18 protein-coding genes are annotated in these 16,852 nt (G+C 64.0%); 3 read left to right on the forward strand and 15 right to left on the reverse strand.

The features are described from left to right. Nucleotides 1–10: 10 nt before the first annotated feature. The 10 genes from fetB to D893_RS09820 form a co-directional block, all read right to left on the reverse strand. Nucleotides 11–817 carry an iron export ABC transporter permease subunit FetB gene (fetB, locus tag D893_RS09775; protein ID WP_110619681.1) on the reverse strand — a complete coding sequence of 269 codons (807 nt, stop codon included), beginning with the start codon at nt 815–817 and terminating at the stop codon, nt 11–13. After that, complete coding sequence (locus tag D893_RS09780; RefSeq protein ID WP_018946705.1) at nt 808–1,428, reverse strand: ATP-binding cassette domain-containing protein; 621 nt, start codon at nt 1,426–1,428, stop codon at nt 808–810. The genes fetB and D893_RS09780 overlap by 10 nt, the downstream gene beginning before the upstream one ends. 176 nt (nt 1,429–1,604) lie before the next feature. Further along, the gene (locus D893_RS09785; protein WP_246863908.1) at nt 1,605–2,771 is read right to left on the reverse strand and encodes an FAD-dependent oxidoreductase; all 1,167 of its coding nucleotides are present in this window, start codon (nt 2,769–2,771) and stop codon (nt 1,605–1,607) included. Nucleotides 2,772–2,787: 16 nt separating this feature from the next. Then, nucleotides 2,788–3,186 (reverse strand): RidA family protein, encoded by a 399-nt coding sequence (locus D893_RS09790; protein WP_018946703.1) that lies wholly within the window; start codon nt 3,184–3,186, stop codon nt 2,788–2,790. A 168-nt stretch (nt 3,187–3,354) separates the two neighbouring features. Beyond that, a complete protein-coding gene (locus D893_RS09795) occupies nt 3,355–4,797 on the reverse strand; it encodes an FAD-dependent oxidoreductase (protein ID WP_018946702.1) in 1,443 nt (480 codons plus the stop codon). Beyond that, nucleotides 4,797–5,117, reverse strand: coding sequence for a 2Fe-2S iron-sulfur cluster-binding protein (locus D893_RS09800; protein ID WP_024329285.1), 321 nt, complete (start codon nt 5,115–5,117; stop codon nt 4,797–4,799). The genes D893_RS09795 and D893_RS09800 overlap by 1 nt, the downstream gene beginning before the upstream one ends. A gap of 15 nt (nt 5,118–5,132) precedes the next feature. Beyond that, on the reverse strand, nt 5,133–5,966 hold the full coding sequence (locus D893_RS09805; protein ID WP_244263437.1) for an ABC transporter ATP-binding protein: 834 nt from the start codon (nt 5,964–5,966) through the stop codon (nt 5,133–5,135). Next, complete coding sequence (locus tag D893_RS09810) at nt 5,963–6,895, reverse strand: ABC transporter permease (RefSeq protein WP_018946699.1); 933 nt, start codon at nt 6,893–6,895, stop codon at nt 5,963–5,965. The genes D893_RS09805 and D893_RS09810 overlap by 4 nt, the downstream gene beginning before the upstream one ends. Next, the gene (locus tag D893_RS09815; RefSeq protein WP_246863909.1) at nt 6,885–8,138 is read right to left on the reverse strand and encodes a DUF1116 domain-containing protein; all 1,254 of its coding nucleotides are present in this window, start codon (nt 8,136–8,138) and stop codon (nt 6,885–6,887) included. Before D893_RS09815 ends, D893_RS09810 begins: the two co-directional genes overlap by 11 nt. Further along, nucleotides 8,116–9,363, reverse strand: coding sequence for an NAD(P)/FAD-dependent oxidoreductase (locus D893_RS09820; RefSeq protein ID WP_110619682.1), 1,248 nt, complete (start codon nt 9,361–9,363; stop codon nt 8,116–8,118). The genes D893_RS09815 and D893_RS09820 overlap by 23 nt, the downstream gene beginning before the upstream one ends. A 354-nt stretch (nt 9,364–9,717) precedes the next feature. Here D893_RS09820 and D893_RS09825 point away from each other — a divergent pair, with 354 nt between their 5' ends. Then, nucleotides 9,718–10,335 carry a TetR/AcrR family transcriptional regulator gene (locus D893_RS09825; protein ID WP_081618818.1) on the forward strand — a complete coding sequence of 206 codons (618 nt, stop codon included), beginning with the start codon at nt 9,718–9,720 and terminating at the stop codon, nt 10,333–10,335. 7 nt (nt 10,336–10,342) lie between these two features. Here D893_RS09825 and D893_RS09830 read toward each other — a convergent pair whose 3' ends face one another. The 5 genes from D893_RS09830 to folB form a co-directional block, all read right to left on the reverse strand. Further along, complete coding sequence (locus tag D893_RS09830) at nt 10,343–11,416, reverse strand: ABC transporter substrate-binding protein (protein WP_038036096.1); 1,074 nt, start codon at nt 11,414–11,416, stop codon at nt 10,343–10,345. Between the two features lie 375 nt (nt 11,417–11,791). Continuing rightward, nucleotides 11,792–13,042 (reverse strand): ammonium transporter, encoded by a 1,251-nt coding sequence (locus tag D893_RS09835; RefSeq protein WP_018946693.1) that lies wholly within the window; start codon nt 13,040–13,042, stop codon nt 11,792–11,794. Between the two features lie 39 nt (nt 13,043–13,081). Then, nucleotides 13,082–13,420 (reverse strand): P-II family nitrogen regulator, encoded by a 339-nt coding sequence (gene glnK, locus D893_RS09840; RefSeq protein WP_018869196.1) that lies wholly within the window; start codon nt 13,418–13,420, stop codon nt 13,082–13,084. A gap of 73 nt (nt 13,421–13,493) precedes the next feature. Continuing rightward, nucleotides 13,494–14,216, reverse strand: a complete 723-nt coding sequence (locus D893_RS09845) for a TorF family putative porin (RefSeq protein WP_110619683.1) — start codon at nt 14,214–14,216, stop codon at nt 13,494–13,496. Between the two features lie 319 nt (nt 14,217–14,535). Beyond that, a complete protein-coding gene (gene folB, locus D893_RS09850) occupies nt 14,536–14,898 on the reverse strand; it encodes a dihydroneopterin aldolase (protein ID WP_110619684.1) in 363 nt (120 codons plus the stop codon). Nucleotides 14,899–15,042: 144 nt separating this feature from the next. On the opposite strand from folB, the gene D893_RS09855 reads away from it, so the two are divergent. Both D893_RS09855 and D893_RS09860 read left to right on the forward strand, forming a co-directional pair. Then, nucleotides 15,043–16,038 carry an amidoligase family protein gene (locus tag D893_RS09855; RefSeq protein ID WP_110619685.1) on the forward strand — a complete coding sequence of 332 codons (996 nt, stop codon included), beginning with the start codon at nt 15,043–15,045 and terminating at the stop codon, nt 16,036–16,038. Next, nucleotides 16,004–16,834, forward strand: coding sequence for a gamma-glutamyl-gamma-aminobutyrate hydrolase family protein (locus tag D893_RS09860; RefSeq protein WP_110619686.1), 831 nt, complete (start codon nt 16,004–16,006; stop codon nt 16,832–16,834). The genes D893_RS09855 and D893_RS09860 overlap by 35 nt, the downstream gene beginning before the upstream one ends. The last annotated feature ends 18 nt before the right edge of the window (nt 16,835–16,852 follow it).

Below are 16,852 nucleotides of genomic sequence, written 5' to 3' on the forward strand. Positions count from 1 at the left end.
TCGTTCGTCTTCAGGTGTGGCGTCCGGGCTTCAGACGGTCCAGGCGCAGGCGCTGGCGGTGGTCGAACAGGCGGCTGGATGCGAACCACACCGCGCCGATGGCGCCGAAGCCGGTGCCGGCGGCGATCAGGAACATGATCAGGATCTGGTACTTGACCGCCTCCACCGGCGGGGCGCCGGCGAGGATCTGTCCGGTCATCATGCCCGGCAGGCTGACGATGCCCGCGGCGGCCATCGCGTTGATGGTGGGCATCAGTCCGGAACGCGCCGCCTCGCGGCGCATGGTGGTGACGGCCTCGCTCCACGACGCCCCCAGCGCCAGCCGGCCCTCGATGGTGCGCCGCTCGCGCCAGACGTTCTGCGTGAGCCGGTCCAGGCCCAGGGCGATGCCGGTCATGGTGTTGCCCAGCAGCATCCCCAGCAGCGGGATCGCGTACTGCGGCTCCCACCACGGGCTGGGGCCGACCATGGTGGTCAGTGCCAGCACGGTAATCGCGAACGAGGACACGAACATGGTGGCCGCGCCGATCCCGTAGCCCCAGATCCCGGCAAAACGTCGCTGCTGGCGGGCCATCACCTCGTAGCCGGCCACCGCCAGCATCACCACCGCCATCAGCGCGACCCAGCCCAGGTGGGCATGATCGAACAGGGTCTGCAGCACCAGGCCCACCAGCAACAGCTGGATTACGGTGCGCACGGCGGCGATCAGCAGGGTACGGCCCACGCCCATGCGGGCCCACATGGTCCCGCCGGCGAGCAGCACCACCAGTACCGCCGCCAGCGCGAGGTCGAACGGGCTGAGCCGGATCAGGTCCATGATGTGCCCTCCGGCCGGCCGTCACTCAGCGTCAGGATGCGCCCGCCCAGACGGTCGCGCTGCTGGGTGTCGTGGGTGACCCACAGGGCCGCGGCCTCGCGTTCGGCCATCCAGGCCCGCACCAGCCGCTCGAAGCGGCGGGTGTTCTCCAGGTCGAGGTTGGCGGTGGGTTCGTCCAGCAGCAGTACGCGCGGCCCGGTCAGCAGGGCCCGCAACAGACCCAGTCGCTGTTTCTCGCCACTGGACAGTCGTTCGACCTCCCAGTCCAGGGCGCCGTGTTCCAGCCCCAGATGCTCGAGGAAGGACTCGGCATCGTCGCGCGCCCAGTCCGCGGGCAGATGCTCGTCCACGCGATCGCCCCACCAGGCGGTCTCCGCCGGGACGTAGGCCACCTGCCGGCGCCACTCCGGGGGCGTCAGCGCGTCACGCGCCTGCCCGTCCAGCCACACCTCGCCGGTGTTCGGATCCAGATCGGCGATCGCGCGCAGAAGCAGCGACTTCCCCGCGCCGGAGGCGCCGGTGATCTGCACCAGCTCGCCGGGCTGCAGCCTGAGGGACAGCGGCCCCAGACGTTCTGTTTGGAGGTGACTCACCTCGAGAAGGCAATCCATCAATGATCAGGCCCCGCTATCACGAGGAACGAATGGTAACCTGCCCGGCAAGCCTTGCATGCATTCCGGTCGTCACCGGCGGCCGCGACCCAGGGCGGGCCAGTCCGGTTCGACCGGGCTTGCCAGACGCGCCCCCGGCGCGACTGAAACCCTTCCACTCGTTGCGAGCGGGTACCTCACCCCCCGGGGACTGGCGCGCCCTTGCGGATAGCGGCCTTGCCCCGAACGAATGCCGAGGGCTGGTTCACCGCCTCAACCACCTGCACACGACCCTCCTCGTCGGTGTGATACACCGCAAACGCGCCCTCGTCCATGTTCCCGGCGATCTCCGTCGCCCAGTCACCGCCCGGCAGACCCGCCACCTGAACCTTGTAGTCGTACTGATGGGTCCAGAAATTGAAGATGTCGCGCCCGGGGTCCGGCCGTCCTGTCAGATGCGCCGCCAGGCGACGGGCCTGCCCCACCGCGCCACTGACCGATTCGAGCCGCAGGCCCTCGTCCCGGCCGGACTCATGGATCACCGAACAGTCACCGATCGCATGGATGCCCGGCACCCCCGTAAAACCGAACTCGTCGACCCGAATCCCCCTGTCGCAAGCCAGCCCGCATTCCACCCCGAGCTCGTCACGCGGTGCAGCCCCGACCCCCAGCACGACCAGGTCCGCCTCATGCACCATCCCGTCCGCCGTAGTTACGCCCCGACAACGGGAATCCCCTTCGATCTTCTCCACCCTGGCCCGGAGATTCATCTCCACACCCTTTCCTTCATGGATCCTTCGCATGAAAGCGCCGATCGTCGGACTGACCGACCGCGACATCACCTCTGCCCCCGCCTCAAGAACCGCGACCTCCAGGCCCATGCGCCTTGCACTGGCCGCCACCTCGAGGCCGACGTACCCGCCGCCGACAAGAAGCACTCTGCTGCTCCTCCCGAACGCCTCGCGAAGACTGATCGCATCTTCCAGCGAGCGCAGCGTGCACACCCCCGGAAGATCCGCCCCTTCAATCGGAGGAACGACCGGCGCAGCGCCGGTAGCGATGACGAGTTTCTCGAACCGGACGCTCGACCCGTCATCCAGCAGTACCTCACGGGCTTGCGGGTCGACCCGCACCACCTTTCTTCCGAGCAGCAGCTGAATGCCCCGCTCCTCGTAGAATCTTTCCGGACGAAGAGCAATCTCCTCCGGCTGCTGGGCGCCATCCAGAACGCCCTTGGAGAGTGGCGGCCTGTGATAGGGAGCCCGGTCCTCCTCGGAGATGATGGAGACCCTCTCCTCGTATCCGTTCTGAACCAGATGGGCCGCAAGTTCCGCAGCCGCGTGCCCACCGCCCACGATCACCACACCGCCACTCTTCATCTTATTTTCCTCGGTACAGGACCATGTCGATCTCCACGAGGGCGTCGCGCCCGAGCGCGGCCACACCAACGGTCGTCCTGGCAGGAAGCGTGTCCCGCTCGAAATATTGGGTATAAACGGTATTCATCCCGGCAAAATCTTCGTGGAACCGAGTCAGGAACATCCGCACATAGACTGCATCGGTGAACTTGTAGCCGGCCTGATCGAGAATCTCCTGGATATTCTTAAAAACCAGCTCGGTCTGAGCGACGATGCCCTCCGGAAGAGGAGCGCCGTCATTGTACGGGTCGATCGGCAACTGGCCGGTCACATAAAGCCATCCATCCGCCTCGACCGCATGGTGATAGGGAGCGACCGGCGCCGGGGCCGATTCGACATTGTGATAACTGATGCTGCTCATGGTTTCTCCTTTATCAAACATTAGCGATTTGCATTTTTAATCACCCTCCGTGGCGGGCCTCTCAAGGACACGCCTCATGCCGCCGGGAACGGCGGCAACCACGCGACAGCGCCCAGGGCGCCTGCCCGGCTCCATGCCGGGCGCCCCTCACTCCATATGGAGAGAATCTCAGAGCATCGCTCGCTCTTCGTCCGGTGATGTCTGCGCTTCAGGCAAGGGGTCCCTTTTAATCACACGGGACAGCGCGGCGGTCTGCGCCGCAATCTCGGGAACGCCCATGACCTCGCCGAACACCGAACGCGTCAGGGGGCCGGCGGCATAAAGCCCGGGCACCACTTCATGGTCCGAATCCAGCACCCGACATTGCTGATCAACCTGGACGCCCAGGCCCAGCGAATCGGCCGCGATCATTTCCTTTTGCAGCAGTCCCGAGAACAGGGGGTCACGTGACCGCCGGATATCACTCACGGGGCCGATGCAGTTAACCAGCGAGTCCGCGGAAAACGTTCTGGCTTCTTCCGAGCCCCTCGGCCTGATCCCCACGCGGAACCGGTCTTCACTTGCATCCAACCGAACGCCGACGATGGATCCTGCCGTCACGGTGAGCTGACCGCTGGAGCGTGCATCCGCCAGAACCTGCAGGACCTGCGGGGACAGGCGGTAACGGTGCGTATCCCAGTACGGGCGCAGATGACGGAGGACCGAGCGACGCTCCCGCATCGACCACTGCGGCCAGATCGTCGGCAGCGCCGCACGCACGCCTTCGATCACCGGTTGCCACTCCATTCCCCGGCTCTCCGCATCCCTGAGCATGGAGCGGATGATCCGCAGGAACTTCGCGGGGCCGGGCGTCTCGCCCCCCGGGCATGGATCGATCGGGACGGGTTCGTACGAGCAACCGTGCGGGCGGGGCAGCAGGCCACGCCGGGATACGGCCCGGATGGGACCCACGTGGCCTCGGTCCAGCAGGCCCACCACCGTGTCTGCCATGGTCAGGCCCGTACCAAAAATCAGCACCTCGTCGCGCGTTCCGATACGCCCGAGCGCTTCGGGCTTCCAGGGGTCATCCAGACGCCGGGGATGCCCCACAACATCGTTGTCCGTGGCCCAGGGAAACTGCGGCGATCCATGGCTGTTGCAGAGAACCAGCCGCCGGGCTACGAGCGATTGACCGTTCACCGCCTCAACCCGGAAACCACCGGAGATCCGTTCCACGACCCTCGCGGCGGAAGGGACCGTCTCCACAGGCAAGGGGTGTGCGGCGAGCCGCTCCTCCACATATCGTCCGAAATCGCCCCGCGCGGGATACAAATGCCCGTCCGCGCCTCTGGCATCCGGATCGAATTCGTCGACGCCCGCCTCGTGCAAGCACCACTGCAGGAAATCGTCAGGCGCATCCGCAAAGACGGTCATCTTTTCGGCCGGCACGTTAATGCGGTGCAACGGGTCTGCGGTGTCATAGGCGAGCCCGTAGCCCAGCCGCCCCCGTGGTTCGAAGAAAGCGATCGAGAGATCCGCTTTCTCGCGAGCCAGGTGGAGGGCGAGCGAGGCGCCGGTGAATCCCCCGCCCACGACCGCCAGGTCACAGGTCCCGGTGTTCACTGTTTCCATCAGAACTGCTCTTCGGGCAGAAACACCCGAAGCCCTTCATGGTCCGGTTCGATGTTCACCTGGCAGGAGAGGCGGCTGTTGTCCCGCCGGTCTTCACGTGCAGAGAGGAGTTCATCCTCCATGGGGTTGGGCGGACCGATCCGCTCGGACCAGTCATCATCCACATAGACATGGCACGTAGCACAGGCGCAATCCCCGCCACAATCGGCCAGTATCCCCGGCACGCCATTCCCCACGGCGGATGCCATCAACGAGGATCCGACCTCGGCTTCCACTTCGTGGGTCTGGCCGTCACTTTCGACAAAAATCACATTTGGCATCTTGGTCAACCTCTTTCAGTTTTTGCTGCCGCCGGCCGCACCCAGGATCTCTCGTTCCTCGGCCGTAAATTCTCCCCTTGTAACCTCGCGCTCCAGGTGATTCTCCAGTTGTGCATGCAACTCCCGCATGCCGTCATCGAAGGGGTCTCTTGGACGCGGAAGATCAACGTCGATGATGTCCGAAACACGCCCGGGCGAACCCGTCACAAGAACAATCCGGTCGGCGAGCGCGAGCGCTTCATCCAGGCTGTGCGTCACCATCACGACCGAACACCCGGTTTCTTCCCACGTCATGAGGAGGTACTGGTGCATGAGCTTCTTGGTCTGGTGATCGAGGGCTGCGAACGGCTCATCCAGAAGCAGCAGCCGAGGACTCAGGGCGAAGGCACGCACCAGCGCAACCCGCTGTTTCATCCCACCGGAAAGCTGCATGGGGTATTTTTGGATGCAGCCCCCCAGGCCGACGGCGCCCAGAAGCGCCTTTGCCCGTTTTCGTGCCTCGGCAGGGCGGCAACCCTGGTTGCGCAGGGCGAATGCGACGTTCCCCTGGGCCGAAAGCCACGGAAAAAGGTTGTAGCTTTGAAACAGGAGCGCGGTCTTCGGAGTGGGACCCAGGGCCTGTCGACCATTCGCAAACACATAGCCTTCGTCGGGCGAGGACAGGCCCGCCGCCATCCCCAGAAGGGTGCTTTTTCCGCAGCCACTGGGTCCGATGACGACGGTAAAGCTGCCTCGAGGGACCCGAAAGTTCACATTCTCAATGGCAGGATGGCCATCGAATTTCTTCGTCACATCCTCGAAGATCACTTCGGCATCCTGAGCTGGAACGTTGCGCGCATGATCATTCATTGCTGGGACCCCCACCATGCAGCCTTTTTCTTCAACAGAACCAGGGCTCGATCGATCGCGAAGCCAAGGAATCCGATCGTAATGATGCCCACCATGACAAGCTTCATGTTATACATCTGCTGCCCCAGCATGATGAGATAGCCAAGGCCGGAATCGATGCCCGCCATCTCTCCGGCCAGGACCGCCATCCATGCGGCAAAAAAACTCAATCGGGCAGTCTCGATGAGAGTCGGGGCGGCCGACGGCAGAATGACATGCGTCCACAGACGCACCCCACGGGTCCCCAGGTTGCGGGCGACCATCAGATATTCCTGCGGGGTATTTTCGATCGCGGTCACGACCGAGATGGTCATCGAACCTATAATGGCCATGAAAACCACGAATATGGCCGCCGGACCGCCAATACCGACAATGGCGATTGCAAAAGGAATCCATGCAACCGGCGAGATGGGGGCGATGGTCTGCACGATGGGCAGGATCAGATTCCGGAATGGCCGAACCAGGGAAATCATGACCCCGATAACAATGGCCACGGTGACCCCAAGGACAAAACCGATGGCAATACGACCCAGGGTGTCGAGGACGGCACCGCCGTACGTCAGTTGCTGCGTACCGATACCGGCAGGAGCAGGGCCCGACAAAAGGTACGGGATCGTTTCGCTGGGCGGTGGCAGGATGCGGCCGTGCACCCAGTGGAAGTGCACCGCTACTTCCCAGAGGACGCCAATCAGAAGCCAGGCCAGCAAAAACCAGATAACCGTTGACACGGTTCCGCGCACGTCACGCCAGCGCAACGCAAGCCAGGTACCGAGCGAGTGGCCCGACGGCGGGGAACCATCGCCTTGAGCGAGGGACCCCGCGTCCGAGGGCTCTGTGGCCGAAGCGGGGACTGGCTGAGAATGCGAGTCAACATCGGGACTATGGCGCATCAGTAATCTCCTGCAGGGTTTGCACGGCCTGTGAAAAACAGGCACCCGGCGCCCGTACACGACCGATGCCGATCCAGCCGGTCGCGCCGTCGCGGTGGGCGATACCGGTATGGATCAGAAGTTCGGCATGCGAAGTGGCGACCTTCCGCGCGTCGAGCCCGAGGCCATAGTCGCGTGCGTCGGGGACATCCGGCGGCACAAACCACGGATTTGCGGCGAGAAACCAGGAACGCTGGACAACGGCATCACGGTCGGCCTGATCCTGTGCGACACCCAGCTTGCGATTGAGCTCCGGGGCCGAGAACGCCGCACCTCCGCCCAGGCCGATCGTCTCCATGATCGCGCTGTCTCCGAGGTCGGGCTGGCAGTCGTCCGGCATGAACTCCCCGAACAACTGGCCGCGAGGCAGATTGGACGGGGCACAGAACCAGCGGTCCCCGGTACCCGCGAGCTGGATGCCACATTCATCGCCGTTGCGTGCAATGGACACCACGATCGAACTGCCGGAGACACCTCGGGCCGTATCCAGGGCGAGTTTGGCCGCACCCATCGCGTAGTTGAGGCAGTGCTGGGGGTTTTCGCCTAGCCACGCCGCGACATCCGGCGGCAAACCCTTCAGTGCGTCGATGAAGGCCTGCGTGAAGGCCTCATTCCTCTGGTGGATGTCGTCGCCCTGGCGCAGTCCCTGTGAAACCAGCGGCCAAACGGGCAACCCTTCTTGCGGGAGGGCGGCCGCGATCGCCGGAGCAATCCTTTGCTCGAGTTCCGCGAGGTGACGCACCACGCTGGAGCCCCAGACACCAAACCGCAGGCCCTGGCGCCCACCCTCCGCAAAGGTGGCAAACCCCGTCTCGGAGCCACCGCGGTTGCGCACCTCCATCACCGGTTGAGAGGGTCGGACCACGCCGGCCATGGGAGAGGCGGTACCGAGCTCATGATTGGGCGTAAGCCGGATTGAGCCTTCGAGAATCAGGCGGCGCCCTTCTTCATGGTTGGTGGCCCAGCCCTCCAGGACCGCCGCCCCCGCGAGTGCGGAAAGCACAACCGGCGGAATCCGTGAAGGATCGCGGAACGGGGGCCCGGCATGACCCAGCTGTCGCTCCGCCATGCCGAGGGCCTCTCCGGCGACACGGATCCCGGTCAGGTGCGGTTCGCACGACCGGATCCTGTCCAGCGCCTCCTGGTTGGCCGCATCGACGCTGCTCATGGAGCCGGAAAGATCAGGCGGTCTTGCGGAGATCATCTTGGCTCTCGATCGGTGTCAGGACGTCCTCGACACTGGTACCCGTAGTGGCCTCCATTCCGGGGATATTCGGAATGACGTCCTCCCACGGGCGCGACCGACGAGACCAGACGTCGAACAGTCGGCGCGCGGTATCCGGGTCATGCACCAGGGCCTTGAACATGAGTTCCATGGAGGCATGCGTTGGCACCTCGGCCAGATGCTTGCTGAACGCATACAGCTCCCGGGACGCTTCGTGTCGCCACTGCGGGTACTCATCCCGATAGGTACCGCTGCAAATCATCGGTGCGAGAGCCTCGGCAGCATGCAGGGCGTCACCAATGCCCTGAGCGGTCGCCGGATGCTTGAAGTGCGCGGCGTCGCCGGTGAGCGCCCAGCCAGCACCGGTGGACCGGCGGTAGAAACCTTCCAGACGGGTGGTGCCCTTTACCTGACTGACCTTTTCGGCCCGAGAAAGCCTGCCCCACAAGGCAGGCACGGATTCCAGTTTGGAGAGATAGAACTCTTCCAGATTCTTGATGGACTTCCGTTCACTCTTGGGGCCGTTGATCGAGACCACATGGTGATCGTTGTCGGAAGGAAAGTGGGTGACGATCCAGGGGGGCTCAAAGAAGAAGTCCTGCGTGTTGCGAACGTCGGCATTCTTCCAGTAAGCAAAGTACTGCATCGTCTCGCTGGGCATGACGGAGTACTTCTCTGCTCCGACAAGCCGGGCGATCGACGAGTTGGCACCGTCCGCTCCCACCACCACATCGGCCGTCAGAGTGAATTCACCCTCGGGGCCGGACGCGGTGACACCACGAACCGGATCGGTGTCGGTCGCTTCACCGATCAGGCCCGTGACCTGGCACCCCTCGAAGACCTCGGCCCCATCAGACCGGGCCTGATCCACCAGGATCGAATCGAGGGTGATCCGCCGCACACAGATCGCCCAGTCACGTCCTGCAATTGGCGTATGGGGGGCGACCACCATCTGTCCGTCATAATGCCAGGCGGTATACAGGGGGGGCGGACCATTCTCCAGCACCCGGTCGAGGACCCCGAGTTCGTCCATCCGCTTCAGCGTATTGGGATAGACAACATGGGTCGAAAGCGTGTCCGACGGGAACGTCGTGCGATCGAGCACGGCCACTTTCTGACCCGCACGCGCAAGCTGTATGGCCAGGGAGCTGCCCGCCACGCGCGCCCCCACGATGATGGTGTCGTAATGCTTGGGTTCCGGCATGTCCGTCTCCTTCATTGCTTCCTCGCCTGGCAAAGACCGGCTCACCGGGCGATAAGCTTGTATCGTGAATAATAAAGAGACCGGTCTTTCTACTGGCTACTGATGCAGAGAGCATGCCAACCCTTTACAAACCGCAGAATCAGAACCTTAAGAAACGCACAACGGGTTACCCGATACCCCGAGGCCCCATAGGCGGGCCCCATCAGCGAGCAGTTGCACCCCGATGTGGCATTGACGGGAGCCCATTCCGAACCGGGCGCCGGGGTCGCTGCGCCACCCCGGAAAAGCGGCAAGCCCGCGTGATGATCGCGTGTTACGATCGCGCTCAGGCTCAGCCATCGGGGTGCACACGACATGGGGCGTCGACCGCGAGATGAAGATCCCAGGGAAATTCTGCTCGACACGGCAACAAGGCTGTTCTGCCGCGACGGCGTCAATTGCACCGGACTCAACCGACTACTCGCCGAAGCCGGGGTCGCGCGAAAGACGCTTTATGAACAATTCGGCTCCAAACAGAATCTCCTCAAGGAGGTTCTGGAGCGGGATGGCCATCGCTGGATGGAATGGTTCGAGAGCCGGCTGGATGCTTTGCCGGGAACCGGGGCAGATCGTGTCGCAGGTGTGTTTGACATCCTGGAGGACTGGTTCCTCAACGAGGAATTCTATGGATGTCCTTTCGTGAACACGGTTGCGGAACATGACAAACGGGCCGACGAATACCGCAGGATGGCGCTGAATCATCGCGATTCGATCAGGCGGGCCATTATCCGGCTATTGCGTGACGAAGGGTTTCCGCGGCCCGAGGAACTTGGCGAACAGCTGACCATCCTCGTGGATGGCGCAACCGTTACAGCCATGGTGACCCGGACAGCGAGTGCTGCCCGGGAAACCAGGGCCATCGCGGAAGTCCTGCTCCGGTCACACCAACCGGTCCGGCAAACATGCGGCGCCGAACATCACGGCACCGCATGATCCACAGTCAAGCGGTCTCGCTCGGACTCAGACGCAAATCGATCACCTCGTCCGCGATGTTCGAATCGAAATATCCGAGTTCGATCAGGTAGTCGACGCCCTGGCGGATCCCATCCGCGGATTCCTGCGACATTACCGGTGCCGGCGGCTGACGCTTCAGGGCGACTTCCAGCACCTCGCGTGACGCGCTGAACAGAGGCTCCAGGTCGTCCAGCGCCGACTCGAAGTCGGAATGGAACTGTTCCCCTGCCTCCTTGAGGACCTCCATGTAGCGCGTCGCCACCTCCGGGCGCTCTTCCATGAAATCGGCAGTGGCATTAATCACGCAATCCGCCGCATCCGGGCCCCAGACATCGTTGCTGGTGGCGATGTATTTGCCGCCCGACTCCTTGACCACGGTCTCGGCGTAGGGCTGTGCAAGGGTACAGACATCGACGTTGCCGTTGATCAGGGCCTCGCCCATCCCCGGCATGCCGTTAAAGAACGTCATCTCGTAGTCACTGTATGAAAGCCCGTTCTGCGACATCGTCCCGTAGGCAACCAGCTCCAGTGTGTCCAGCCGCAACGTGCCGACCCGCAGCCCCTGGCCCGCCGCTTCGACGAACTCCTCCACGGACGTCACCGAGCCTTCGCGTGCCACCAGCTCGATCCCGGAGATGCCGCTACCGCCAATAATCCGCAGGCCATCATTGCCCTCGGCATAATCCGCCATGGACGCTGTCCATGGGTTGTGGGCCACATCCACTCCCCCGACGCCGAGCGCCCGGAGATTCTCCATGGGTCCGTTGAACTGGGTAATGTCCACGGCCAACCCGGCCTCCTTGAAGAGCCCCCGTTGCGCGGCCAGGAGCAGGTGAGAAATACACCCCGCGGGCAGGTGCCCCGCCTTCACCAGTTCATCCGCAACCCCGGCCCTGGCACTTCCGGTGGTCGCTAGCAATGCCATGCCGGCCGAGGAAAGACTCAACGCACCACAGGCACATCCCGTTCGAAGGAACTTACGGCGATCGGGGCTGAATGCCGTATTCGCGGCGTCCGCGCGACCGGGCGAAACGAGGTTTGCAAGCTTTTTGAATTTCATTGGCTCTATCTCCGCTGACCATCACCACAAAGAGACTGATTTGTCTCGCATGTAACTGGCCTGCAAACGGGATGCCAGAAATAATCTTTCCGCAATTTCAATTGGTTATTAAGACAACCCCAAACAAGGAAGATCAACACTGGTGCGAATTGCCCCGCCACTGATCGTATTCGCACTCGCAACGAACAGGCACCCTCCGATCGGCAGGTCTGCGGGATCCGCGTTCATCGCCCCAAAAAAGAGGGCGCCGCGAGGGCGCCCTGAAGGCCAACTTCCGGGTCCTGGGAGAGACCGTGCTGTCGGCGTCGGAGGAGACAAGTTGCGGGGCCGGCCTCCCGGCCCCGTCCAGCCTGCGTACAGGCTATGGGTTTCGCGTTACTTGTTCGTGAACTCGGGGTAGGCCTCGAGGCCGCACTCGGTCACGTCGGCACCGATCTCTTCTTCCTCTTCGCCCAGGCGGATGCCCATGGCCATCTTGAGGATGAACCACACCAGCAGGCTGGCGAGGAAGACGAAGATGAAGATCGCCGCCAGACCCGCGATCTGCGCCACGAAGGTCGCATCCGGGTTGGACAGCAGGACCGCGAGCACGCCCCAGATGCCGGCCGTGCCGTGGGCCGAGATCGCACCCACCGGGTCATCGATCTTGACCTTGTCCAGGGCGACGATGGAGAACACCACGATCACGCCACCCACGGCGCCGATGAAGGTCGCCAGCAGCGGGCTGGGCATCAGCGGTTCGGCGGTGATGGACACCAGGCCGGCGACCGCGCCGTTCAGGGCCATGGTCAGATCGGCCTTGCCGAACATCAGACGGGTGGTGATCAGCGCGGCAATCACGCCCCCGGCCGCGGCCAGGTTGGTGTTGGTGAACACGGCCGCCACGGCATTCGCGGATTCAACGTCGGACACCTTGAGCTCGGAACCGCCGTTGAAGCCGAACCAGCCCAGCCAGAGGATCAGCACGCCCAGCGTCGCCAGCGGCATGCTGGAGCCCGGGATCGCGTTGATCTGGCCGTCCTTGCCGTACTTGCCCTTGCGCGCCCCCAGCAGCAGGACGCCCGCCAGCGCGGCCACGGCACCGGTGAAGTGGACGATGCCCGAACCGGCGTAGTCGAGATAGCCGATCTGGTCCAGCATGCCGCCGCCCCAGCTCCAGAAGCCCTGGATCGGGTAGATCACGCCGGTGAGGACCACGGCGAAGGCGAGGAAGGCCCACAGCTTCATGCGTTCGGCAACCGCCCCGGAAACAATCGACATCGCGGTGGCCACGAACACCACCTGGAAGAAGAAGTCCGCGCGGTCGGAGTAGTAGATGTCGCCACCGCTGCCCAGCACCTCGGACACGGCGTTGTCACCGGTGATAAAGAAGCCCAGGCCCGGGATCAACGAGGTGAGCCCGTCGCTGTACATGATGTTGTAGCCGATCAGCATGTACATGACCGAGGCGATGGAATAAAGGGAGATGTTCTTGGTGAGGATTTCGGCCACGCTCTTGGTCCGCACCATGCCGGCCTCGAGCATGGTAAAGCCCGCGGCCATCCACATGACCAGTGCGCCGGCCATCAGGAAGTAAAAGGTGTCAAGGGCGTAGGCCACCTCGACGACTTGCTGTTCGATATCCATTTTCGGATTACCTCATCTAATAATGACCGAGATGGGCGCTCAGAGCGCTTCGGTTCCGGTTTCACCCGTGCGGATTCGCAGGACCTGCTCGACCGGCGAGACAAAGATCTTTCCGTCCCCGATCTTGCCGGTGCTCGCGGCCTTCGAAACGGCTTCGATCACCTGGTCGACCAGGCTGTCATCCACCGCAACCTCCAGCTTGACCTTGGGCAGAAAGTCCACGACGTATTCAGCACCGCGGTACAGTTCGGTGTGGCCGCGCTGGCGACCGAAACCCTTGACTTCGGTCATGGTGATGCCCTGCACACCGATCTCGGACATCGCCTCGCGCACATCATCAAGCTTGAACGGCTTGATCACGGCAGTAATCATCTTCATGTCAGACTCCTCTCCGGCGAGCCGCTGCCCGGGGGCAACGACCCGCAACGATGTTTTGCTTCCGGTTCAACGATCAGAAGGATTTCGACCAGCCCACCCAGGCGCGCATGTCTTCGTCATCGACATCGGCGTAGGCCAGGTTCAGGCTGAATTCGCCGAACTCGCCGGCATCGCGGGCGAGGCTGGCGGAGTAGTGGGTGTAATCGTCATTGTCGCTGTCGTCGTACGTCTGACGTCCGACCATGAAACCGGCGCTGTAGACCTCGGCGAACGGCACATCCAGGCCGCCGTAGAAATAGACGTCGTCGCTTTCCAGAAGCGACTCGGACGCGCTGTCGGTCACCACCCACTGAACACCGCCGTAAAAACCGATCATGTCCATGTCATAACTGACTGACCCGACCAGTTCGCCGAAATCGTAAGAGACGGAATCCCCCTCGAACTCGGCATCGGGGTAGGCGTAATACACGTAACCCACGTCGTACCCGAAGCCGTTGTCAAAGGAATCGGCAAACCCACCGTAAAGATCGAGCTCGTAGGTCGTGCCGTCGTCTTCCTCGAAATCCACGTTGGATGCCCAGGTCCCCAGGTAAAACCCGGAGGCATGCTCCCAGTCAAAACCACCCTGGATAGCGGCGCCGCCATCGGTTTCGGAAAAGCCCCGCAGTTCATAATCGGACACGATCGAGATATTGGCCGACACCTCGGCGGCCGCGCTGGAAGTAAAGACGACACCCCCGGTGGACCCGACGGCCAGGATCGCGGTGGCGACGGCGGAATAAGCGAATTTCTTCATTGATTGACTCCCTCTGCGTGTTTTCTGGATGTCGCTGCTTGTCGACACCCGTTCCTTGCAGGGGGCGTGCCAGAAACGTTAAACGGGGCAAAAACCGGTTTTATGCAACGCTGTTGCGGGCAAACCACGGGTGATTGCCACGAACGGGTGCAATCACAAAGTGCAGGCGCACCAAAAGGGGGCAATACGAGGCGGGGCCGCCACCGGAAAGGGCGCCGCGCGGGAAAGAGCAGTACGGGAAAGCTGTGCGGGAGACAGGAGCAGGAAGTGTGGAAGCGTCCTGCCAATCGGCCAGGGCCTGCGCGCCGAAGTCCCGAGGTCAGTCGGTGGCGAGCGAGCCGCGTTCGATGGTGATGCCCACCTCGCGCACCCCGGCCACCGCGCCCGGTTTGCCCAGGGTGATGCGCAGCCACGGCGAACCGAACTGCGCCATCAGGGTCTCGGCGATCTCCTCGGCGAGGGATTCGAGCAGGATGTGGGGTTCGCGGGTCACGATGGCCCGCACCGCGTTGGCCACGGCCTCGTAGTCAACCGTGTCTTCGATCTCGCCGGAGTGGGCGGCCACGCGGGTATCCGCCGCCAGCTCGATGTCGAAACGCAGCGGGCGCCGGATACGCTGTTCCCAGCCGTATACGCCGACCACGGCGGGGATTTCGAGATCGCGCAAATAGATACGGTCCATGCGGGACACCGGGGACACAGGGTTGCGGAGGGGCTTATCGTACTGCCTGCCCCCGCCCGCGTACACCGGGGCGTGCGCTCGTGGCGCAACGCGCTACCATGCCCGGACAGCCCGGCCGATCAGCGCCGCCAGGAGAGCCGCCGCATGTCCGCCACTTCGTTTCTGCCACTGCCGTGGACCCGGACCCCCGAGGGGGCCCGGCGCCGGGTCGGCGTGGAGATCGAGATGGCAGGGGTCTCGCTGGAGACGATGGCCCGCGCCATCATCGACGAATTCGGCGGGCACATCGAGGCCGAGCATGCCTTCGTGCTGCATGTCCGCGACAGTGACGCGGGGGATTTCCAGCTGGAGCTGGATGCCCGCGTACTCAAGGACCGCGGCTATCGCGAGCACCTGGCCCGCCTGGGGGTCGACCTGGAAGACCGCGACCAGGAAGCACTGGAGGCCTGGCTGGCCGATGCCGCCGGGCGCCTGGTCCCGCACGAGATCGTCGCGCCACCCCTGGAACCTGCGCAGCTGCCCCGGCTGGACCGGGTGCGTGCCGCGCTGCAACAGGAAGGCGCGCTGGGCACCGAACGCTCGTTCCTGTACGCGTTCGGGCTGCAGCTGAACATCGAGATCCACAGCCGCGAGCCCGAATGGCTGCTGGCCATCCTGCGGGCCTTCGTGCTCATGTACGAGATCCTCGCGCAGGCGGGGGCCATCGACCTGTCGCGCCGCCTGTCGCCCTACATCCGGCCGTTCCCCGGCGCCTTCGTACGCTACATCCTCGACCCGGATTTCACCCCCGACCGCGCCTCTTTGATCGACACCTACCTGGCCCACAACCCCACGCGCAACCGCCCGCTCGACCTGCTGCCAGTCCTGGCGGAGCTGGATCCGGAACGCGTTGCGGCGGCGCCGGTGGAGCACGAACTGATCAAGCCGCGCCTCGCACTGCACTACCGGTTGCCGGACTGCCGCATCGACGACCCGGCCTGGAGCCTGGCGCACCCGCTGAACGGCTGGGTGGAAGTGGAACAGCTGGCCGCTCATCCCGAACGTCTGGAACGGCTCGCGCGGGAGTACCTGGAGCGCCCGGGCCAGGCAGTAGGCCGCTGGACCGATGAATGGATGCAGCGACTGCGTGCCTGGTTCTGAGCGCCCGCAGCGTCCGGTGATCGCCGTCACCGGCCCGGACCGTGGCGGCACGCCCGCGTGGCTGTTCACCGCCCTCGCGGTGTGGCGGGCCGGCGGCCGCCCCCTGCGCATCCGTCCCGGACGCCCCCGCCGCAACCGGCGCATCGACGCCCTGATCGTCGGTGGCGGGGCCGACGTGGATCCCGAACTTTATGGCGAAACCCTGCCCGAGGGCCCTGACACCACTGCCATCCGCCGGGCGGAGCAACGCCTGTCGCAGCGCCTGATCGGCTACGCCTTCTATCCCGCGCTGTGGTTGCTGCGCCGGCTGTTCCAGTCGAAAAGACCATCGCTGGATCCGGAGCGCGATCGGCTGGAGAAATCCCTGATTCACCACGCCCTGGACGAACACCTGCCAATCCTCGGCATCTGCCGCGGGATGCAGCTGATCAACGTGGTGCGCGGCGGCAGCCTGCACCGCGACCTCGCCGCCTTCTACGTGGAGACCCCCAACGCCCGCAGCCTGCTGCCCGTGAAGCGGGTACGGCTGGATCCGCACTCGCGGCTGTCCATCATCCTCGGAGATGCCGCACTGCACGTGAATGCCCTGCACAGCCAGGCCGTCGACCGCCTCGGACGGGGCCTGACCATCGCCGGGCGCGAGCCCTCACGCGTGGTCCAGGCCATCGAGGCCGACGGGCCCGATTTCTGCATCGGCGTGCAGTGGCACCCCGAATACCTGCCGCAGAAGACCCGCCACCAGCGCCTGTTCCGGGCGGTGGTCCGCGCCGCCGTCGACCACCACGAGGTGCAGTGACCGGGACACCGCTCCCGA

The sequence above is a fragment of the Thioalkalivibrio sp. ALE21 genome (genome assembly GCF_003208255.1).
GTDB classification, from domain to species: Bacteria; Pseudomonadota; Gammaproteobacteria; order Ectothiorhodospirales; family Ectothiorhodospiraceae; genus Thioalkalivibrio; species Thioalkalivibrio halophilus.